The organism is Brevibacterium sanguinis, assembly GCF_003315415.1.
Classification (GTDB): domain Bacteria; phylum Actinomycetota; class Actinomycetes; order Actinomycetales; family Brevibacteriaceae; genus Brevibacterium; species Brevibacterium celere_A.
This window is the reverse complement of the sequence record NZ_QNSB01000001.1, coordinates 186,328-206,780: the sequence shown is the minus strand read 5'-3', so window position 1 is coordinate 206,780 and position 20,453 is coordinate 186,328. Positions and strand designations below refer to the sequence as shown.

The window sequence follows — 20,453 nt, the reverse complement described above, 5'->3', positions numbered from 1 at the left end:
GGATGACCGAGCCGTTCCGCAACGGAGGCCGAGCCGTCGTCGCCACGCTCGCCGCTCATGGGGTCGACACGATCTTCGGGATCCCCGGCACCCACAACCTCGAGTTCTACCGGCATCTGCCGGAGTTCGGCATCCGCGCGATCACCCCTCGCCACGAGCAGGGGGCCGGGTACGGCGCCGACGGCTACCACCTGCTCTCGGGCCGGCCCGGGGTCGTCATCACGACCTCGGGGCCGGGGCTGACCAACGTGATCACGGCCGCCGCGACGGCGTACGCGGAGTCGCGGCCGATGCTCATCCTCTCCCCCGGAGTGCCCACCGGGCTCGAACGGGCGGACATCGGCATGCTCCACGAGACGAAGGACTCCTCGGGGGCACTGACGCATCTGCTCGTGTCCTCCCAGCGCACGCGGACCGCGGAGGGAGCCGCGCAGGCCGTCGCCGAGGCGTTCGCCCTCTTCGCGTCGTCACGCCCGGGTCCCGTCCACATCGAGGTCCCCCTCAACGTCCTCGAGGGCGCGTGGAACGGCAGCGTTCCCATTCCGCTTCCGCGCAGGCGGCCGGGCCTCGATGACCGGGTCATCGCGCAGGCGGCGGCCGCGGTGCGCGAGGCGAGACGTCCGCTCATCGTGGCCGGCGGCGGAGCGCGGGCGGCAGGCGCCGAGGTCCGGGATTTCGCGGAGCTCCTCGACTCTCCCGTCGCGACCACCGCGAACGGGAAGGGGATCCTGCCGGAGGACCATCCCCTGTCGCTGGGCGCGAATGTCCGCTTCCCCAGCGTCCAGGCCGAGTCGGCGGCCGCCGACGTGCTCATCGTGCTCGGGTCCGAACTCGCCGACTCCGACCTGTGGGGCGGGCTCATCGGCGACCAGAGTGCCGTCGGCGTGCGCACCGCGGGCTCGGCCCAGACGGTGATCCGCTGCGACATCGACCCCGACCAGCTGGGCAAGAACCTCGGCGGTGACATCCTCGCATGCGCCGATGTCTCCGAGTTCCTCGCCGCGCTGATGGCGGCGCTGCGGACGACCGGCGGGCCGGCCGCCTCGGCGGGAGAATCTGACTCCGCCCCCGCCTCGGCGGACGAACCCGAATCCGCCTCGGTGCGGGAGGACGGGGCCGCGCGGACCTCCGCCATCCGCGACGCCTGGAGGCAAGACTTCGACTTCGAGTCGATCGGCTCGCGGGTCACCCGCCTCGTCACGCAGGGGGCCGGCGACGACGTCGTCATCGCCGGCGACTCGTCCCAGGTCACCTACGACGGAACCGTCCACGCGCTCGACGCACGGACACCCGATCAGCTGCTCTACATGCCGGGCTTCGCCACCTTGGGCTACGGGATCCCCGCGGCCATCGGGGCGAAGGTCGCCGCGGCCTCCCGGCCCGTCGTGTGCGTCCTCGGCGACGGGGCGGCGATGTTCTCCATCCAGGAGATCATGACCGCCACGGAACTCGGACTGGGGATCCCCTTCGTCATCGTCGACAACGGCGGGTACGCCGAGATCGAGGCGCAGATGGTCGACCGGGACATCGAACCGTTCGCGGTCAGGCTCGACCGGCCGGATTTCGCAGCTCTCGGGGAGTCGATGGGCGGGGTCGGCGTGCGGATCGGAGAGGCGGAGCTGGCGCAGCGTCTGCCCGGTGCGGTCGCCGAGGCGCTGGGACGCTCCGTTCCCACCGTCATCCACGTCATGGTCGGGGCCTGAAGCACTGAACTGAGCACGAGGCAGACCTCGGACGGCGTGCAGAGACCGTCGAGGATGCCCAATCGGAAAGGGTCATTGTGGACTCATTGGTAGTCATCATCTATCTCGCCGCGATGGTGGGATTCGGAATCTGGGGACGGTTCAAGGCGAAGGACCAGGACGACTTCCTCGTCGCCGGCCGCCGCCTGGGACCTCTCCTCTACACCGGCACGATGTCGGCGGTCGTCCTCGGCGGGGCGTCGACGATCGGCGGCGTCGGTCTCGGGTACACCTCGGGGCTGTCGGGGATGTGGCTCGTGTTCAGCATCGGGCTGGGCATCATCGCCCTGTCCCTGCTGTTCGCGCCGCGCATCCAGCGGCTGGAGATCTACACGGTCTCGCAGATGCTCGAACTGCGCTACGGGCACGGGTCCCGATTGGTCTCGGGAGCGATCATGACCGCGTACGGGCTGATGATCTCGACGACGTCGACGGTGGCCTACGCGACGGTGTTCCACGCGCTGTTCGATCTCAACAAGTTCTGGTCGGTGATCATCGGTGGCGGAGTCGTCATCCTCTACTCGATGCTCGGCGGCATGTGGTCGATCACCCTGACCGACTTCGTCCAGTTCTTCATCCAGACCATCGGCATCTTCCTCATCATGCTTCCCATCGTCCTCAGCAAGGCCGGCGGCATCGGTGAGCTCTTCTCCTCCATCACCCCGGAGCAGGCGAGCGTGACGGGAATCGGCTGGCAGGCGATCCTCGGCTACATCCTCATCTACACCCTCGGCCTGCTCATCGGCCAGGACATCTGGCAGCGCGTCTTCACCGCACGCAGTCCCGGAGTCGCCCGGTGGGGCGGGTTCTCCGCCGGAGTGTACTGCCTGTTCTATGCCGTGGCGGGAGCGCTCGTCGGCATGGCTGCGGCCAAGATCGTTCCCGGGATCGAGGTCGCCGACGATGTGTTCGTCGCCGTCGTCGATGCCTCGATGTCACCGGTGTTCGCCGGCTTCGTCCTCGCCGCCGCACTCGCGGCGATGATGTCGACGGCATCGGGCTCGCTCATGGCGGCGTCGACCGTGTGTCGGCAGGACATCGTCGAACCGCTGCTCGTGAAGAAGGAGGCCGAGGGGTCCGAGGCGCCGACCGGCGGAGCCGACGGTGCGGCGGTGCCGGCAGGCGGAGCGACGCAGCGCGTCGAGGTCTCGGGGGCGAAGTCGGCGCTCGCACAGTCCCTGGTCCGTGAGACCGGCGACGAGATCCGCGACTCCCGCATCTACCTCATCGGCCTGGGTGTCGTCACCCTCGTGCTCGCTCTCATCATGCCGAGCGTGGTCGAGGCCCTGACAGTGGCCTACAACCTGTTGGTGGCCGGACTGTTCATCCCGATCCTCGGCGGCCTGATCTTCCGGCGCGGCACGATCGTCGGAGTCATGGCCGGGATGATCATGGGGGCGGTGACGACCGTGGTCGTGATGATCGTGGCCGGGATCTACGCCAACGAGGCGATCTACCTCGGCCTCATCGCCTCGCTCATCGGCTACCTCATCGGGTCGTTCGCCTCGAAACCGACCGACGCCGAGGTGATGGCGGCGTGGAGGGAGCGCCTGAACCGGTGAGACCGGCTCTGTTCTCGCACCGTCACAGTAGGATGGGACATGAACCCTCGACGACTCGCAGAGAACGGCTCACATGCCATGACGACCCGAACCACACGACGGACAGCGCGCGTGCTTCTCTCGACGGCGTGTGCCACCGGCGTTCTCCTCGCCGGGATTGCACTTCCGACCCATGTTCACGGAACCGCGGCTTCGTGGACCGGCAAAGAAGCAGCCTCGGGCTCATTCTCGGGCGCGACGGTCCCGGCACCGGCCCTGACTCGCAGCTGCGAATTCCTCCCGGGTGTGCTCGGCCTCGGTGCTCGGGTCAGGATCTATTGGCAATTGCCCGCCGGCTATCAACTCGACGACGTCACCGTCGAGGCATCGACCAGTGGCCTTGGCTCGGTTCTGGCCCCGTTGACCGGATTCAGTCTGAGTGCCAACACCACCTCCACCGGCAACAACACCTACAGTACGGACGTGCCCACCAACCTGCTCGGTGGACTGCTCGGACTCGGCAGCGAACTCGAGATCGCGTTCTCCGTCGACCATGACAGTGGTTGGCGATCGGACCATGCCTCCGTCGCGACCAATGCTGGATTGCTGGCCGGAATCGGCGGAAACTGCCGCAACCTCACCTGATACAGCTCAGCGACAGCGCCGCTGAGATCATCGTGAACTCCTGCGCGTTCGAATCACGGCGGTCAAACCGGCACCGAGGAGCACGATTCCCGCGAGCAGCAGCCATTGCCATCCCTCAATGCCTGTCCATGGAAGCTCGCCCGAAGGGCCTGGTTCGCTTGGTCCCGGGTCGCCGGGACCGAGGGAGACCTCTTCTCCCTGACCGTGCGCAGTCACACGCACGTCGCTGGTCTGTCCTGCGACCGCGCGAGCATCGGCATTCGGGCGAAGTGAGACGGTGACCTGGATGCGCCGCTGCTCGTCGCCGGACATGGTCAGGAGGAATCGGTCGTGGTCCGGCGCGGCGCCCAATTCGTCCAGCGGTACCCCATTGACGATCCTGTCCGCGCCACCAGGGCAGTCGTCCAAGGCAGCCAGATGAGCACACACTCGGACGTCGACGATCAGTTCTTCGGACAGCGGCGTCGCCGTGTCTCCCGAACCGATCTCAACAGACACCTGCCCGGGTTCCGGAGCATCGGCCCAGACATCGACGTTCCAGTTCGCTGAGGATCCCGGCGAAAGAGAGAGCATCTCGGTCTCGTCGCCGACAGCTCGAAGATGGAGGAACTGACCATGGGCCTCTGTTTGCCCGGGACGCGCCGGAGAGGTTTGTTCCGAAGCCACGAGGTCAGGGGCACGGTCCAGGGTTGCGCCTGTTGGTCCACCGCCTGCGGCGAGGAAGACCGCCACGACCGGAAGGACCAGTGCATGCCTGGGTGATCGAGACCCCGGCGACCGCGAAGGCGAGCGGTCCGTGTTCGTTGCGAAGTCGTCAACTCGTTCGGTGTGCCCGCCCTCCACGGGTTCCTCGCCGTCGGAAACTTCATCGTCCTCATCGTCGCGGCGCGGCCAGAACGCCCACACGACCAGCAGCGACGCTCCGACCGTGATACCACCAAGCACATAAGGATTGCGGAACTCCTGGATGATGGGAGCCAGCCCTGGAACGGAGAACATGACCCTGCGCACCGACTCCGCGACATAGGGTTCCGGGTCCTTCGCCTCATTGGCGTCGCCGCGCATCTCGAAGGTGACTGCTCCGGTCTGCTCGTCGGTGTCGAGAATAGAGATCACCCGATGGGTCACCGGGAGCACATCCGGCCCGCGATCGACGGTGACGACGTCACCGACCGCCATCTCCTCCGCGGGAATCTCTCTGACGAAAGCGATGGAACCGGCGGTGATCGTCGGGCTCATCGAACCCGTCCGGAACATCATGATCGACACGTTGGACACGATTCCGAGGATGACGAGGACGATGCACACGACCCCGAGGACAGCGAGGAGGTTGAGCAGCACGCCGCCGAGCCAGTCGATCGGGCCCTTGCTGCGTCCACCGGACGTGGGTCTGGACGACATGGTCAGGACGCTGTGGATTCGGCGGTGAAGGTCCACGTATGCGTCGCGGACTGGCCTTGTGCGGAGTTCGGCGCGCTCGAGGCGAGCTCCACCCTGAAGCAGTAGAGCTGGACGGAACCGGCCGCTGCCTGGAGTGACTGCTGCGTCGAGCCGGTGGCCCCTGTCTGCAGGGGTCGGCTGCTCGATGCGGAGCCGAACACATAATCCGCGCCGGAGGTGAACGCCGAGTCATCGCAGGCGGCGGCCATGGCTTCCGCCGCCGTGGCGAAGGACTTCGTCACAGCTTTGTATGACAGTGACTGGGCGAGCGCGTTCGGAGTCCCCGACACGCCCCCTCCGGCGACCGAGATCCGTCCCTTCATCGTGGTGTCGGCGCTGGTGCGAACGAAGACGGGAGCATGGACGACCTTCCCGGGGAACATTCCTCCGGCGTTGAAGGTCATCTCCCGCGAGTTGCTCCAGCTCTTGTCGACGGAGAGCTCGATCGCGAATCGACCGGCAGTGAAAGACCCTGTGGCCGACTCGGTGTCGGTCCAGGCTGCCATCGTCGCGGCCGATCCGATGCCGAAGACCAGACCGCCGGCGAGGACGGCTTTGATCCGACGCAGCCTCAGACGACGGAACGAGGTTTCACGCGAATGCATGCAGCTCCTGGCGGCTATTGTGCGGACGTCGCGGTGAATTGCCACTGAGCTGTCGTGTTCTGCCCCTCGGTCAGCGTGTCACCGGCAGTGACTGTGAAGCACAGGGTCACGGGGGCGCCGGGCTGACCGGTGGCGCCTGCCGCGAGAGCGAAGTCCGCGGCGCCCGCCGTCGAGTTCAATGCGGTGCCGGCCGGGACGATCTGCGTTCCGGTTGCGGTGTCGGTGCAGGCAGCGGCGTTGGCGACCTGCACGATCCCGTACGTCAGCGCACCAGGATTGTCACCGCCGCCAGCGGCACTGGTCAGGGCCACGGACGCGTCGTAGGTCGTCGTCTCATCCAGCCGGAGGACGAAGGGCGCGGCCACGCTGTCACCGGGAGACAGCTGGTCGCCGCCATCGAGGTCGAAGGTCAGCTGAGCTGCTCCATCGGAGCTCTCGTGGTCGGCGAAGGTCGTCCCATCGGTGCTGCCCTGGACGTTGAATGTTCCCGCACCGAAGGTTCCTTCAGCCCATTCGTTGTCGGTCCACGCGGCGAGAGTGACTGCGGCGCCGATGCCGAGCACGATACCGCCCGCGAGGACGGCCTTGAATTTGCGGGAACGGGCGGATTTCACCATGGTTGTCTCCTAGACAGGCGTTGAACAAGCCCGGCCGCTGTCGGTCCATCCGACAGCAGGGTGCAGGCCCTCATGCGACATCAACCGGGACACATGCCGGCAGCCGGCAGGGACACTTGCTCGATTGAGACGCCACTATATGTTTAGTACATATTCAGGTTAAGGCCCTCCGGACGCCGGTTTGACCAATCCGGCATTACGTTTTCGTTACGGTTTTGATGACCAATTGGTGACCTTTGAGGCCAATACTGCGCTCACCTGGACAGATGTGTCGTCTCGCCCAACTGGGCTCGACCCTGTATCGTGTTGCCGTCAGGCCGGTGCGGTTCGAACCGGTTGGGGCCCATCAGCCGGTGCTCGAAAAAGGAGCACGAAGCCGCGGATCTCGCGTGCGAGACATATATGGATGACTGACTCTCCATGTCTCACTCGCACCCCGAAAGGTCCCACCATGCCGCACACCTCTGCTCACGTCGCACAGACGCTCGCCCGCCACATCGACGAAGTCTTCGGACTCATGGGCAACGGGAACGCCTACTTCCTCGACGCCCTGCTCACGCGCACCTCGGCGACCTTCACCGCCGTCAGGCACGAGGCCGGCGCGGTCGTCGCGGCGGACGCCCACTTCCGCACCTCGGGACGGATCGCCGCAGCGACCACGACCTACGGCGCCGGGTTCACGAACACCCTCACTGCGCTCGCCGAGTCGGCCCAGGCGAAGGTCCCGCTGGTCCTCGTCGTCGGTGACGAGCCGACCTCGGGGCCCCGACCGTGGGACGTCGATCAGATCGCGATGGCAGCCGCCGTCGGTGTGCGCACCTACACGGTCGGCCGGGTCGACGCGGCTGCGGCCACTGTGACCGCGATCGAACATGCCCTGACCTATCGGGTCCCCGTCGTCCTTGCGATCCCCTACGATGTCGCGACGCTCGACATCGGAGCGATCCCCGAGGTTCCCGGACCGGGCCGACCCACTCCCCTGGCCCTGAGCGGCGAATACGCGCGGGCGTCCCTCGACCGTCTCGCGGCACGGCTTGCCGAGGCGCAGCGCCCCCTTCTGCTCGCCGGACGGGGAGCATGGCTGGCCGACGCGAGTGAGGAGCTCGGCGCGCTGGCCGCCGCGACCGGCGCACTGACCGTGACGACCGCGCTGGGGCGCAACATCTTCCCCGATTCCCGCTACGACCTCGGCGTCGCCGGAGGGTTCGGAGCTCCCGCCGCCATGGACCGCGTCCGACAGGCGGATGTCGCCGTCGTCGTCGGGGCCTCGCTCAACCAGTTCACGATGCGATTCGGCGAGCTCTTCAACCCCGCGACCTCAGTCTGGCAGATCGACACCGACGACCGCGCCACCAACGCCCGCGTCAGCGGATTCATCCGAGCCGATGCCAAGCTCGCGGCCGCCGAGCTCGCGGCCCGGGTGCAAGCGGCCGGCGCCGAACCGAGCACCTGGCGGGAGTCCGTCGACACCACTCAGGACCGCAAGTACGACGTCGGCACGGAATACGCCTCCGATGGGCGTCTCGATCCACGCGCGGCGGCGGCACGGCTGGGTGATCTGCTGCCCGATGATCGGGTCGTCGTCTCCGACGGCGGTCATTTCATCGCCTGGGCGAACATGTTCTGGGAGCCGAGCGCGCCCGATCGCATCGCGATGGTCGGCACGGCCTTCCAGTCGATCGGGCTGGGTTGGCCCAGCGTTGCAGGGGCCGCACGAGCGAACCCCGACTCGACGATCGTCCTCACCACCGGGGACGGTGGTGGCGTCATGGCCCTGTCGGACCTCGATACGGCGATCAGGTCGGCGAAGGGACGCGGAATCGCGGTCGTGTTCAACGATGCGGCGTACGGCGCGGAGGTCAATCTCTACGGGCTCAAGGGCCTCGAGAAGTCACCGATGCTCATCGATGAGATCGACTTCGCCGCCCTGGCCACCGCGGCCGGCGGGCACGGTGTCGCTGTCCGCTCGCTGGCCGACCTCGACATCCTCGAGGAATGGAAGGCCACGCCACTCGACGACCGGAGGTTCCTGCTCCTCGATCTGAGGATCTCGGGTTCGGTCGTCGCGCCCTATCAGGAGGAGATCATCCGCGTGAATGGGTAGGGCCGCACAGCCCTGGCCTCATTCTGCGGACACGACAAGGCCCGGCAGCTCAACTGGGTGAGCTGCCGGGCCTTGTCTTCTGTGGAGATGGCGGGAATCGAACCCGCGTCCGTCGGCAAATTATCAGGTCTTCTCCGGGTGCAGTTCGTGAAGCAGTTTCTTAGGTTCTGGCCATCGCACGAACACGTAGACCAACGAACGGAGTTGAGTTAAAGTCCCTCAGATGCCCTCAACGAACATCTGAAGCAGTGGCCCCTTAAGCGACGCCAGGATCTAGAGCAGAGGCAACTCTAGGCTGACGGATTCGCAGCTCGCGCTCTATCAGGCAGCGAGGGCGAAATCGGTGCGGTTGTTAGATTTAGCACCTATTGTTTTGCAGAGGACGTTTACGAGATGACTCTACATGCTCGACCCGCTTCCCCCGACGCATTGTCCAACGTCGAAACCGATCATCCCCATATTCATTTGCCAATCCCGTCCGTCGCGACCTCCGCGAAGCGGCGATCGTGCCGGACAGGTTCACCAGCATACTCATACAACACCGATGAAGCCAACCGCATTCCCGGGAACCGACGAGCTCATCGTCGTGTCGACGACCTGCCCACCCGCTCGTCCGAGAGGGGCGACACCGGGTACAACCGTGCACACGCCGAGTCTATTCCCGGCGAAACACAAGTCACCTTGCGCTCAGCGGTACTGCTTCGACTTCATCGCCCGCTCAGCCTCGCGCTTGTCCTGTGCCTCGCGCAGCGACTGCCGCTTGTCCCATTCGCGCTTGCCGCGGGCCAGGGCGATCTCCACCTTGACACGCGAACCGTCGAAGTAGAGCTCGAGCGGAATGAGGGTGCGGCCCGACTCCTTGACCTTCTGCGAGATCCTGAGGATCTCGTCTCGGTGCAGGAGCAGCTTGCGCCGCCGCCGTGCCGCATGGTTCGTCCAGGTCCCCTGCAGGTACTCGGGGATGTAGACACCCTCGAGCCATGCCTCGTTCTGGAAGATGAGCGCGAACCCGTCCGTCAGCGACGCCCGGCCCTCGCGCAGCGACTTGACCTCGGTGCCCGTGAGGACGAGGCCGGCCTCCCACGTGTCTTCGATGTGATAGTCGTGGCGCGCCTTCCGATTCCTGGCGATGACCTTCTTACCGGTCTCCTTCGGCATTCCGACCTCCTCTCCTCTTCGGTTCCGATCCGGATGGTATCTGCCGGGACTGCCGCAGAGCAGCCCCTGAGCGCTCACTCGCAGGTGAGAGCAAGCAGACCCAACAGCTTAGCCCAGATTCTCCCGGGAGGGAAGCGTTGGGTCCGTGGTGGCCGCCCGGGATTCGGACGCCCGAGTCAGCCTCACGAGATGTAGGGCATCGGGTTGACGTAGGTGCCGCTCTTCATGATCTCGAAGTGCAGGTGGCAGCCGGTCGAGGCACCGGTCGTGCCGGAGATCGCGATCGTCTGCCCCTTCTTCACCTTCTGCCCGTCCCGGACCTTGACCTTCGTGTTGTGGTTGTACGTCGAGGCGATCGACTTGCCCTTGATCTTCCCGTGCGAGATGACGACACGATTGCCGTAGCCCCCGTTCCACCCCGAGGACACGACGATGCCGTCACCGGCGGCGTGGATGGGAGTGCCGCAGGGGACCCCGAAGTCCGCACCGGTGTGCAGCTTCTTCCGCTTGGTGATCGGGTGGATGCGGTAGCCGAATGGCGAGGTCGTCGGGTAGCCGCTCGCGGGGTTGGCGAGCACCCCGTCGCCGAAGACGAAGTTGCCCTTCTTCTCCTGCTCCTTCTCCCACTCCCGGACCTTCTCCGCCAACCGGTCCTGCTCCTCCTGCTCCTTGCGCAGCTGCTCCTCGGTCGCGGCCTTGTTGTCCTCGATCGTCTGCTCGGCCTTGTCCTTCGCGGAGATCAGGTCGTTGAGGTCATCGGCCTTCTTCTGGGCGTCCTTCTGCGCGGCCTCCTTGGCCAGGACCGCCTCGGCGGCTTCGTCCTTGAGGTCGGAGATCTCCTCGGTCACCGCGGAGAGCCGCTCCTCGTTGTTCTCATTGAGGGCCCGCTGCTCGGACAGGTTCTCGATCGTGCGCTGCTGGGAGCGCACCGCGGAGTCGACGCGGCCGATCCCGCCGTCGGCACTCGTCCCCTCGGCCATCTGGAGCAGCATCGCCATGTCCGAGGTGATCCCGGAGTTCTGGTACGCCTGCCGCCCGATCCGCGCCGCGGACGTCTTGTGCTCCTCGATCTCCTCCGTGCCCTCCTTGATGGAGGTCTGGAGATCCTTCTGCGCGCCCTCGGCCGAGGAGAGGCGTGCCGCCATCTCCTCATCCTTCTGGATGGCCTCGGCCAGGGCGTCCTCGGCCTCCTGCGCCGCCGCCTCGGCGTCGGGCAGCGCCTCCTGCGCCTCGTCGCGCTCGGCGATGACCCGCGCGAGCTCCTCGTCGAGTCCCTCGAACTCCTGTTGGAGCTCCTTGACGCGTTCGTCGACGCGGCTCTTGTCGTCTCGCGGATCCGCCGTCGCCGAGGCGACCGGCAGGACGAGTGCGAGGAGGGCTGCCGTGATGGCCAAGGGAAGTCGCCGTTTCATGTCAGACCTTCGTGTACTTGTTCAGGGTGATGAGGGAGGACGCGCCCGCCATGATCACGCCGATGGCGATGAGGATCGGCGCCACGAGGAGGACGTCGACCCCGGACACGAGGTTGAAGCCGGTGGCCTGATTCTGCAGCCAGCCGGAGACGCCGAAGTGGACGAGCAGGCCCAGGGCGCCCGCGGACAGGGTCGCTCCGATGGCCGCGGCGATGACTCCCTCGAGGAGGAACGGAAGCTGGATGAAAGTGTTCGAGGCGCCGACGAGGCGCATGATGCCGGTCTCCCGCCGCCTGGAGAACGCCGAGAGCCGGATCGTCGTGGCGATGAGCAGCATCGCCGAGAGCAGCATGATGCCGGCGATCGCGACGGCGACGACGGTCGCCGCGTTGAGCACCCCGAAGAGGCGGTCGAGGAGCTGGTTCTGGTCGACGACCTCCTCCACGCCAGGGGTCGAGGAGAAGTACTCCTTGATGATCTCGTACTTCTCCGCATCCTTGAGCTTGACCCGGAAGGACTCATTCATGTCCTCCTCGGGCACCGTGCCCTCGAGACTCGTGCCCGCGAACTGCTCCTGGAAGTGCTGATGGGCCTCGGCCTTGTCCTCGAAGTAGATCTTCTCGACGTAGGGCGCGAGGTCCGAGCCCTCGAGAGAGGACTCGATCTCGGCCTTCTGGTCGGCCGTGACCTCACCGTCGACGCAGGTCGGGGCCTCGGAGTCGGGCGGGCAGAGGAAGATCGAGACCTGGACGCGGTCGTACCAGTAGTCCTTCATCTGCCCGACCTGCATCTGCAGGAGGATCGCGGCGCCGACGAAGAGGAGGGAGACGAAGGTGACGAGGATGACCGAGAGGACCATGGAGAAGTTCTTCCGCAGTCCCGACCACACCTCGGAGAGGATGAACCCGGCCCTCATGACGCGACTCCGTAGGTGCCCTGCTCGACGTCGCGGACGATGTGCCCGTCCGAGAGTTCGATGACGCGCTTGCGCATACGGTTGACGATGTCCCCATCGTGAGTGGCCATGAGCACCGTCGTGCCGTTGCGGTTGATCTTCTCGAGCACCGCCATGATGTCGGCACTCGTGGTCGGGTCGAGGTTGCCGGTGGGTTCGTCGGCGAGCAGGATGCCGGGCTTGTTGACCACGGCCCGGGCGATCGCGACCCGCTGCTGCTCACCCCCGGAGAGCTCGTGCGGGAAGCGCTTCTCCTTGCCGGCCAGTCCCACCGTCTCGAGCACGTCGGGCACGAGGGTCGACATCGCGGCCCGTGACTTGCCGATGACCTGGAGGGCGAAGGCGACGTTGGCGAACACGGTCTTGTTCGGCAGCAGGCGGAAGTCCTGGAACACCGTGCCGATCCCCCGCCGGAGGTAGGGCACCTTCCAGCTGGGCATCCTCACGACCGACTTCCCCGCGATGTGGATGCGCCCGGAGGTCGGCACCTCTTCACGGAGGATGAGCCGGATGACCGTGGACTTACCCGAGCCCGAGGCTCCCACCAGGAACACGAACTCCCCTCGCTGCGCCTCGAACGAGATGTCGTCGAGGGCCTTGCGGGTGCGTGCGTCGTAGGACTTCGAAACTGAGTCGAATTTGATCAAGAGTGTCTTCAATCATGTCGTGGATTGCCGGCCGCTTCCACTGTACGTAACAGTTCCGTGATGGTCCGGGAGGCGGCTGGGCGTGTATCGGGCAACTGAGGAAGTTCACAGATGCCCTGTCCACGACGAGGTGAACGCGGCCGAGGTCAGTCCTCGGCGTTCTCCTGCTGCTTGCGCCAGCGGATGCCCGCCTCGATGAGTCCGTCGAGGTCGCCGTCGAAGACGGCCTGGGGGTTGTTGACCTCGTAGCCGGTGCGCAGGTCCTTGACCATCTGGTACGGGTGGGTGACGTAGGAGCGCATCTGGTCGCCCCAGCTCGCCTTGATGTCGCCGGCGAGCTCCTTCTTCTGCGCGGCCTCCTCCCGCCGCTTGAGTTCGAGCAGTCGCGACTGGAGCACGCGCATCGCGGCCTCGCGGTTCTGGATCTGCGACTTCTCGTTCTGCATGCTCACGACGACCCCGGTGGGCACGTGGGTGATGCGCACGGCCGAGTCCGTCGTGTTCACCGACTGGCCGCCCGGCCCCGAAGAGCGGTAGACGTCGATGCGCAGGTCGTTCTCGTCGATCTCGATGTGGTCGGTCTTCTCGATGAGCGGGACGACCTCGACGGCGGCGAACGAGGTTTGGCGCCGGCCCTGGTTGTCGAAGGGGCTGATGCGCACGAGGCGGTGGGTGCCGGCTTCCACCGACAGGGTGCCGTAGGCGTAGGGGGCGTTGATCTGGATCGTCGCCGACTTCACGCCGGCGCCCTCGGCGTAGGAGGTGTCGAGCTCCTGCACGTTGTAGCCGCGGCGCTCGGCCCAGCGGATGTACATGCGGGTGAGCATCTGCGCCCAGTCGGTGGCGTCGTCGCCGCCGGCACCGGAGCGCACGGTGACGACCGCGGCACGTTCGTCGTACTCGCCCGAGAGAAGGGTCGAGATCTCGAGCTCGGCGAGCTGCGCCTTGAGCTTGGCGATGTCGCGCTCGGCCTCGGCCAGGGAGTCGGCGTCGGCTTCGTCCTCGGACATCTCGATGAGGAGTTCGGCGTCGTCGATGCGTTCGCCGAACTTCTCGAGCTTCTCCAGGGTGCCCTGCTTGTGCGAGAGCTTGGCCGAGACCTTCTGCGCCGAATCCGGGTCGTCCCAGAACGACGGTGCGGATGCTTCCTCCGTGAGCTCGGCGACCTCGGAGCGCAGATTGTCCAGGTCGGACACGTCGAGGATCGATTTGTAGGTGGCACGGAGGTTGGCGATTTCAGCGGAGTAATCAATGGCCATAATGGTGCAATCCTAGTGCATTCCCGAGGGCGGACCGCATCGTCAGGCTCTCCTGCCCGGTCCCCTACCGCACGACGCTCAGGGTGGCGAAATGGACGAATCCCGCCGAGGCGGCCGTCGCCCGGGAGGCGTCATTGCCGCGTTCGCATCGGTACTGGGGGGAGAATCCGCGCTCGAGGACGCGCCTGGAGAGGTCGCTGACGACGGCGGAGCCGAGTTTGCGCCCGCGGTGATCCGGGGAGGTGAGGACGCCGATGTCGGCGACGGGATGGGCTCGCCAAGGATAGGCGGTGGCAACGGCGACGAGTTCGCCGTCGTCCGCGAAGGCCCCCACGACCTCCCAATGGTCGAGCTCGACGAAGGCCTCGTCGAGGTCGTCGGCGCTGTTGGCCGACTGGAACGCCGCGAACGCCTCGGCGTCCTCCGCGGTCAGCGGACGGATCGTCACGGCGGCACCAGGGTCGGACCCGTCGGCACCGGCGTCGGACTCGTCGGATTCGCGTGGGTCGGTCGCGGCATCCGCCTCGGCGTCGGACTCGTCGGATTCGCGGGCGTCGGACGCGGCACCCGCCTCGGCGTCGGACTCGTCGGATTCGCGGGCGTCGGACGCGGCACCCGCCTCGGTGAGGATCCGGTCCTCCTCGTCGGCGCTGAGGTAGAAGACCTCCTCCACGTCGGCGTCGTCGGCATCGACGCCCACCGCGCCGAGGGCATCGAGGAACTCGGTCGCGCTCATCTGCTCACCGAGCGTCGGCGCGAGCTCCTCGGCGAGCTCCTCGCTGAGCGTGACGAAGAGATCTCCCGAGACCAGCTGGAGCAGACGGCAGCGCCTGCCCTCGCCGTGCTGCGGATCGACGGCGACGACGAGCGATTCGCCGCTGACCACTGGGCGGAGATGGGAGAAGGGATCCAGCCACGTCGTATGCACGCGGTCGGAGAATGCGGGCGTGGTCATCGCTGGGCTCCTCGGGACAGGTCGGACGGGCGAACTCAGTCACAGTACCGCGCCCCCTGCCCTGCGGGAAGCCCGCCGAGGCCGGATCCCGGATCACCGGCGGGTCGGCGGTGTCGACCCTGACGTGATGGCGCCACCGGCAAGAGACTCTGATTTCATCTCGCCGGTGGCGCGGTCGGAAGGGCCTCGATTCCCATTCCGTCGAGGCGGTGAGGAAAAGGTATACCGATTTCGCCGTCACTGCAAACCGGCGAATTCCCCGTCTCTTTCCCCGGGGTCGGCAACGCCTGATCATTCGGACAGGATTCTTGCCAGCAACCCTGCTGTCGCGCGGGAGCGTCGGAATGACGGGCCGAACGACGCCTGGGATCGGGAGCGCAGATACCGGTCCGTCGAGTTATCCACAGATTTGCAAACTCTCTGGATTCTCATTCCCACTACAGATAGATTGTCAGGAATTCTCAGACTCGCCGCAGCGCACCCAGGGGTTCAGAGTGGAAGCCACCGAGGTCATCAAGAGCGAGGTCCACAAGAGGATCAGAGACCTCGATGTCGACCCGCGCGTCGACATCGAGCGCTCGCGCGAGGTCATCCGGACCGTCATCTCCGAATACGACGAGCGCAGCCTCGTGACGAGCCTCCCGCCTCTCGAGGACAGAGAGGCGACGTTCCGCACGATCGACAACCAGCTCTCCGGCTTCGGCGCACTCCAGGACTACTTCGACGATCCGCGGATCGAGGAGATCTGGGTGAACTCGCCGAACGAGGTCTTCATCGCCGTCGACGGCGTCCACCAGCTGACGACGACGAAGCTCACTCACGGCGAGCTCGACGACCTCATCGAGAGGATGCTGCGCACGTCGGGTCGCCGCGTCGATCTCTCTCAGCCGTTCGTCGACGCCATGCTGCCCGACGGCTCGCGGCTGCACGTGGTGCTGCCCGACATCACCCGCAGCTCTCCGGCCGTGAATATCCGGAAGTTCATCGCCCGTCCGCGGAACCTCGCCGGACTCGTCGCCCAGGGTTCGCTGACCGCCGGCGCCGCCGAGTTCCTCGACGCGGCTGTCGCCGCCGGCGCGAACATCCTCGTCTCGGGAGCGACCCAGGCGGGAAAGACGACGATGCTCAACGCCCTGGCCGGGTCGATTCCCGCCCGCGAGCGCATCATCAGCTGCGAAGAGGTCTTCGAGCTCAACCTGCCCAGCAGGGACTGGGTGCCGATGCAGTGCCGCCAGCCCTCACTCGAGGGCACCGGCGAGGTGACCCTGCGAGCGCTCGTCAAAGAGGCGCTGCGCATGCGCCCGACCCGCATCATCGTCGGGGAGGTCCGCGAGTCCGAGAGCCTCGATCTCCTCATCGCGCTCAACAGCGGGTTGCCCGGGATGGGAACGATCCATGCCAATTCGGCTCGGGCGGCGATCACGAAGATCTGCACCCTGCCTCTGCTCGCCGGGGCGAACATCTCCTCCGCATTCGTCGTGCCCACCGTGGCGGTGAGCATCGACCTCGTCGTCCACCTGAGACGCGATGCGCACGGCGTCCGCCGGGTCAGTGAGATCTGCGCGGTTCCCGGCGGAGTCGAGGGCGACGTCGTCGAGCTCGACACGATCTTCCACTCCCCGCAGGGAGCACTCGTCCGCGGGCAGGGCTTCGGCCACCTCGGCGAGCGGTTCTCCGCCATCGGCCGGGACCTCTTCTCCATCCTGGAGAGCGCATGAGCTACTCGCAGCACAGCGTGGTCATCGGAGCGTGCCTCGGGGCGGGACTGTTCCTCATCTGGATGTCGTGCTGGAAGCGGAGACCCGTCGCACGGACTCGCGCCAGGTGGCTGCGCGAACTCGACGACATGCTCACCGGCGCCGGCTTCCCCCGCCTGCGCCCGTTGCACCTTCTGCTGCTGTCGGTCGGGGTCCTCGTCGTGGTCGGCGTGGTCTCCTCGGTGCTCACCGGCTCGTGGTCGATCGCGCTGTGCTTCGGTCTCTTCGCCTCGTGGTTGCCCTACCGCCTGCTCCAGCACCGTGCCCGCAGCCGTCAGGTGATGCGTCGGGAACTGTGGCCCGAGACCCTGGACCATCTCCACTCCGGCATCAGAGCCGGACTGTCCCTGCCCGAAGCCCTCGGTTCGCTTGCGCATCGCGGTCCGGAGCCGCTGCGTCCGCTCTTCGAGGTGTTCGCCGAGGAGTACCGGGCGAGCGGGTCCTTCGCCATCGCTCTGGAGAGGTTCCGGCAGGTCAGCGCCGATCCGGTGGCCGACCGGATCGTCGTCGCCCTGAGTGTGACGCGCCAGGTCGGCGGCAGCGATCTCGGCACGATGCTGCGCGCCCTCGCCCAGTTCGTCCGCGACGACGCCCGGACCCGCAATGAGCTCTCCGCCCGGCAGCAGTGGACGGTCAACGGCGCACGCCTCGCCGTCGCGGCACCCTGGGTGGTGCTGGCGTTCCTGTCGACACGACCGGAGACTGCCGCGGCCTACAACTCGCAGACGGGGCTGATCCTGCTGGGTGCCGGATTCGTCGTCTCCCTGCTCGCCTACCAGGCGATGAAGAGGATCGGCCGGCTGCCCCAGGAACCACGGGTCATCGAGGGGTCGTCACTGAGCGCGCCCTCGTCGAGGCGGTTCTCGATCGACGGCGGCATGCCATGACCGCGCTCACCGACCCGCTCGTCGTCCTCCTGCTCGGCGGCTTCAACGCCCTGGCGGTCTGCGTGTTCGTGTTCGCACTGCCGCCGCTGCGCCGCCCGCCGCTGTCGGCGCGGATCGCCCCCTACCTGCGTGACCAGGAGTCGCTCATCGACATCTACGCCCCGCCCACCCCACGGAAGGAGGGGCTCAAGGGTCTCCTCAGGTCGGCCGCGCTCGGAACGGCCCTGTGGGTGACCTCCCGGATCACGACCGACGCGACTCTGAATGCGCGGATCTGCCGCCTCGGCGGCCGAGCCTCCCTCGAACGGTTCCGGGTGAATCAGACCCTGAGCATCCTCGCCGGCATGATCGGGGCAGGGTGTCTGGCCGCAGCGGTGTCCGCCTCCCGCGGCTTCTCGCCCCTGGTCACGATCGTCCTCGTCGTCAGCGGCGGAGTCGCCGGTCACGTCGTCAACGACTGGCGGCTCAGTGCCGCCATCGCCCGCCACGAGTCGCGGATCCTCGCCGAGTTCCCCACGGTCGCCGAGCTCCTGGCACTGTCCATCACCGCGGGCGAGGGCATCGTCGAGGCGCTCGAACGCGTCTGCCGCACCTGTTCGGGCGACCTCGTCGACGAGCTGAGATCGGCGCTGACGGCCACCCGCACGGGCACGCCGCTGGTCGAAGCCCTCGACGCCATGGCCACCCGCATCGCCATTCCCGAGATCGTCCAGTTCGTCGATGGCCTCGCCGTGTCGATGACGAGGGGCACCCCGCTCGCGGAGGTCCTGCGCGCCCAGGCCGCCGATGTCAGGGAGCAGTCGCGCCGTCGCCTCCTCGAGCTGTCCGGGAAGAAGGAGATCGGGATGCTCGTCCCGGTCGTCCTCTTCGTGCTGCCGGTCACCGTCATCTTCGCCGTCTTCCCCTCCCTCACCGTCCTCGACCTCAGTCCCTGAGCGACCCCGGCTCCCGAGCCCTCGCGCGAACCGTCCCACCGATAGGAGAACCCATGTTCCACCACCTCATGATCAGACTGACCGCCGTCCTCATCGGCCTGGCCGCAGGCGGCGCGGTGACCGGATCGCGCAGCAGTGCGGGCGGTTCGGTCGGCCGGGCCCGATCCGGCTGCGCCGACCGATCCGGTCGCAGCGTCCGATCCGATCGCGGTGGCGGACCCGACCGCGACCGGACCCGCGGATCTGTCGACCGACCGGACCGTGGAGATGTGCCGGGGTGGGTCCTCATCACGCTCATGACCGCTGGCCTCGTCGTCGCCCTGTGGGCGCTGGCGGGCGAGGCGTTCTCCACGATGTTCCAGGACGCGATGGATAAGGTGCGAGGCGCCGGGTGAGTGAGACCGCTCCGGCTCTCCAGCGCTCCGATTCGGGCTCGGCGGTCGCCGAGTTCGCTCTCGTGGCCGCGCTTCTCACCCTCATCCTCGCCGGTGCGCTGCAGATCGGCCTCGTCATCCACGTCCGCAACACCGTCATCGACTCCGCCATCGCCGGAGCCCGCCAGGCGAGCCTTGCCGACCAGACGGAGGACGACGGGCACCGCCTGACGGCAGAACTCATCACCGTGTCCCTGGGAGAACGCTACGCCCGGTCGGTCACCGTCACCACGGATGAGTCGGGGCCCGTCGAGATCGTCGAGGTCCGGGTGCGGACTCCGCTTCCCGTCATCGGCCTCTGGGGGCCCGCCGAGGTGTGGGACCTTCGCGGCCGCGCGATCGCCGAGGATGTCGACCGTGACTGACGACGATCGGCCGGACCAGCTGCCAGACGAACAGTCGCTGCCCACGGACTCCGGGACGGCCGTCATCGAGTTCATCTTCGCCTCGGTCGTCCTGCTCGTTCCCGTCATCTACCTCATGCTCGCGCTGTCCGCACTCCAGGCCGCGAGCTATGCGACCACCTCGGCGGCGATCTCCGCGGCACGCATCGCAGCCCGCGATGCCGAACCCTCCCCGGCGCGCGCGCACGATATGGCCACGATGCACTTCGAGGACTTCGGCCTCTCGGATGCCTCGATCGACATCAGTTACTCGTGCTCGGGTCCCTGTGGACAAGCCGGCTCACTCGTCACCGCTCGCGTGGAGACGAAGGTCGCCCTGCCCGGGTTCCCGCTCCTCTTCGGATCGGAGAACTCCCCGCACATCACCGTGCGTGCCGCTCACAGCGACGTCGTCGCCACGACCGGGGACCGCTGAGATGAGCCCTCCGACGCCTGCGGCGGCCGACATGCCTCGACGTTCGACGGACCCGCGATCCGACGACGGCTCGATCACCCCATTGGCGATCGGCTTCGTCGTCATCGCCCTCCTGCTCACCTTCCTCATCGCGGCCCTGACCGATCTGCACATGGCGAGGAGGCAGCTCCAGAGCCTCGCCGACTCGGCAGCGCTGGCGGCCTCGGATTCCTTCGAACCCGCGCCCGGCAGCGATCCGGGACTCCTCTTCACCCCTGAAGCGGCCGAACGTGCCGCAGGCGTGTACCTCGCCCAGGTGCCGACCCCCACCGACCTCCGAGACGTCCGGCTCAGCGCCGATGCCGACGGCGATCACTCCGTGGCGATCCACCTGCGCGCCGACTACTCCCCTCCGCTGCTGTCGCCCTTCGTCCCGCGGCTCATCGAACTCCGAGCCACCGCGTTCGCTCGCGGCTCGCTGCGGATCTCCTGAACCGCACTGCCGCTCGGTTCCCTGTGGAGGAGCGCCGCACCGCGGAGTGATCGGCCTGTGGACGCCCGG

20 protein-coding genes and 1 other RNA gene are annotated in these 20,453 nt (G+C 67.1%); 11 read left to right on the top strand and 10 right to left on the bottom strand.

Annotated elements, in window-relative coordinates:
• Positions 1 to 2 precede the first annotated feature (2 nt).
• The 3 genes from DFO65_RS00915 to DFO65_RS16870 all read left to right on the top strand — a co-directional run bounded on the left by DFO65_RS00915 (position 3) and on the right by DFO65_RS16870 (position 3,928).
• Complete coding sequence (locus DFO65_RS00915; protein WP_113902534.1) at positions 3 to 1,703, top strand: thiamine pyrophosphate-binding protein; 1,701 nt, start codon at positions 3 to 5, stop codon at positions 1,701 to 1,703.
• A gap of 77 nt (positions 1,704 to 1,780) precedes the next feature.
• On the top strand, positions 1,781 to 3,304 hold the full coding sequence (locus DFO65_RS00910; protein ID WP_181778561.1) for a sodium:solute symporter family transporter: 1,524 nt from the start codon (positions 1,781 to 1,783) through the stop codon (positions 3,302 to 3,304).
• Positions 3,305 to 3,415: 111 nt separating this feature from the next.
• Complete coding sequence (locus DFO65_RS16870; RefSeq protein WP_147233194.1) at positions 3,416 to 3,928, top strand: hypothetical protein; 513 nt, start codon at positions 3,416 to 3,418, stop codon at positions 3,926 to 3,928.
• Between the two features lie 27 nt (positions 3,929 to 3,955).
• Here the strand turns inward: DFO65_RS16870 and DFO65_RS00900 are convergent, their stop codons facing one another.
• The 3 genes from DFO65_RS00900 to DFO65_RS00890 all read right to left on the bottom strand — a co-directional run bounded on the left by DFO65_RS00900 (position 3,956) and on the right by DFO65_RS00890 (position 6,590).
• Positions 3,956 to 5,269, bottom strand: a complete 1,314-nt coding sequence (locus DFO65_RS00900; protein WP_245940406.1) for a signal peptidase I — start codon at positions 5,267 to 5,269, stop codon at positions 3,956 to 3,958.
• Between the two features lie 62 nt (positions 5,270 to 5,331).
• A complete protein-coding gene (locus DFO65_RS00895; protein ID WP_113902531.1) occupies positions 5,332 to 5,973 on the bottom strand; it encodes a SipW-dependent-type signal peptide-containing protein in 642 nt (213 codons plus the stop codon).
• Positions 5,974 to 5,987: 14 nt separating this feature from the next.
• Entirely contained in the window at positions 5,988 to 6,590 is a 603-nt protein-coding gene (locus DFO65_RS00890; protein WP_113902530.1) for a SipW-dependent-type signal peptide-containing protein, read from the bottom strand.
• A 451-nt stretch (positions 6,591 to 7,041) separates the two neighbouring features.
• Here DFO65_RS00890 and DFO65_RS00885 point away from each other — a divergent pair, with 451 nt between their 5' ends.
• Positions 7,042 to 8,694 carry a thiamine pyrophosphate-binding protein gene (locus DFO65_RS00885; RefSeq protein WP_113902529.1) on the top strand — a complete coding sequence of 551 codons (1,653 nt, stop codon included), beginning with the start codon at positions 7,042 to 7,044 and terminating at the stop codon, positions 8,692 to 8,694.
• Positions 8,695 to 8,773: 79 nt separating this feature from the next.
• Here DFO65_RS00885 and ssrA read toward each other — a convergent pair.
• From ssrA to DFO65_RS00850, 7 genes are all read right to left on the bottom strand, one after another.
• Positions 8,774 to 9,151: a transfer-messenger RNA gene (ssrA, locus tag DFO65_RS00880) on the bottom strand.
• A 230-nt stretch (positions 9,152 to 9,381) separates the two neighbouring features.
• Complete coding sequence (smpB, locus tag DFO65_RS00875) at positions 9,382 to 9,852, bottom strand: SsrA-binding protein SmpB (protein WP_113902528.1); 471 nt, start codon at positions 9,850 to 9,852, stop codon at positions 9,382 to 9,384.
• 182 nt (positions 9,853 to 10,034) lie between these two features.
• Positions 10,035 to 11,264 carry a peptidoglycan DD-metalloendopeptidase family protein gene (locus tag DFO65_RS00870; protein WP_113902527.1) on the bottom strand — a complete coding sequence of 410 codons (1,230 nt, stop codon included), beginning with the start codon at positions 11,262 to 11,264 and terminating at the stop codon, positions 10,035 to 10,037.
• Between the two features lies 1 nt (position 11,265).
• Complete coding sequence (gene ftsX / locus DFO65_RS00865) at positions 11,266 to 12,180, bottom strand: permease-like cell division protein FtsX (RefSeq protein WP_113902526.1); 915 nt, start codon at positions 12,178 to 12,180, stop codon at positions 11,266 to 11,268.
• Entirely contained in the window at positions 12,177 to 12,866 is a 690-nt protein-coding gene (gene ftsE / locus DFO65_RS00860; protein ID WP_113902525.1) for a cell division ATP-binding protein FtsE, read from the bottom strand. The genes ftsX and ftsE overlap by 4 nt, the downstream gene beginning before the upstream one ends.
• Before the next feature lie 146 nt (positions 12,867 to 13,012).
• Positions 13,013 to 14,125: a peptide chain release factor 2 gene (gene prfB / locus DFO65_RS00855; protein ID WP_113902524.1), complete on the bottom strand. Its 1,113-nt coding sequence runs from the start codon at positions 14,123 to 14,125 to the stop codon at positions 13,013 to 13,015.
• Between the two features lie 64 nt (positions 14,126 to 14,189).
• A complete protein-coding gene (locus tag DFO65_RS00850) occupies positions 14,190 to 15,080 on the bottom strand; it encodes a GNAT family N-acetyltransferase (protein ID WP_245940405.1) in 891 nt (296 codons plus the stop codon).
• Between the two features lie 494 nt (positions 15,081 to 15,574).
• Here DFO65_RS00850 and DFO65_RS00845 point away from each other — a divergent pair, with 494 nt between their 5' ends.
• The 7 genes from DFO65_RS00845 to DFO65_RS00815 are packed head-to-tail and all read left to right on the top strand — an operon-like array spanning position 15,575 to position 20,384.
• Positions 15,575 to 16,798, top strand: a complete 1,224-nt coding sequence (locus DFO65_RS00845; RefSeq protein WP_113902523.1) for a TadA family conjugal transfer-associated ATPase — start codon at positions 15,575 to 15,577, stop codon at positions 16,796 to 16,798.
• Positions 16,795 to 17,724, top strand: a complete 930-nt coding sequence (locus DFO65_RS00840) for a type II secretion system F family protein (RefSeq protein WP_113902522.1) — start codon at positions 16,795 to 16,797, stop codon at positions 17,722 to 17,724. Before DFO65_RS00845 ends, DFO65_RS00840 begins: the two co-directional genes overlap by 4 nt.
• On the top strand, positions 17,721 to 18,659 hold the full coding sequence (locus tag DFO65_RS00835) for a type II secretion system F family protein (protein ID WP_113902521.1): 939 nt from the start codon (positions 17,721 to 17,723) through the stop codon (positions 18,657 to 18,659). The genes DFO65_RS00840 and DFO65_RS00835 overlap by 4 nt, the downstream gene beginning before the upstream one ends.
• 53 nt (positions 18,660 to 18,712) lie before the next feature.
• On the top strand, positions 18,713 to 19,054 hold the full coding sequence (locus DFO65_RS00830) for a hypothetical protein (protein WP_113902520.1): 342 nt from the start codon (positions 18,713 to 18,715) through the stop codon (positions 19,052 to 19,054).
• Positions 19,051 to 19,458, top strand: coding sequence for a TadE family protein (locus DFO65_RS00825; RefSeq protein WP_113902519.1), 408 nt, complete (start codon positions 19,051 to 19,053; stop codon positions 19,456 to 19,458). The genes DFO65_RS00830 and DFO65_RS00825 overlap by 4 nt, the downstream gene beginning before the upstream one ends.
• Positions 19,451 to 19,912: a hypothetical protein gene (locus DFO65_RS00820; protein WP_245940404.1), complete on the top strand. Its 462-nt coding sequence runs from the start codon at positions 19,451 to 19,453 to the stop codon at positions 19,910 to 19,912. Before DFO65_RS00825 ends, DFO65_RS00820 begins: the two co-directional genes overlap by 8 nt.
• Before the next feature lies 1 nt (position 19,913).
• Positions 19,914 to 20,384 carry a pilus assembly protein TadG-related protein gene (locus tag DFO65_RS00815; protein ID WP_113902518.1) on the top strand — a complete coding sequence of 157 codons (471 nt, stop codon included), beginning with the start codon at positions 19,914 to 19,916 and terminating at the stop codon, positions 20,382 to 20,384.
• The last annotated feature ends 69 nt before the right edge of the window (positions 20,385 to 20,453 follow it).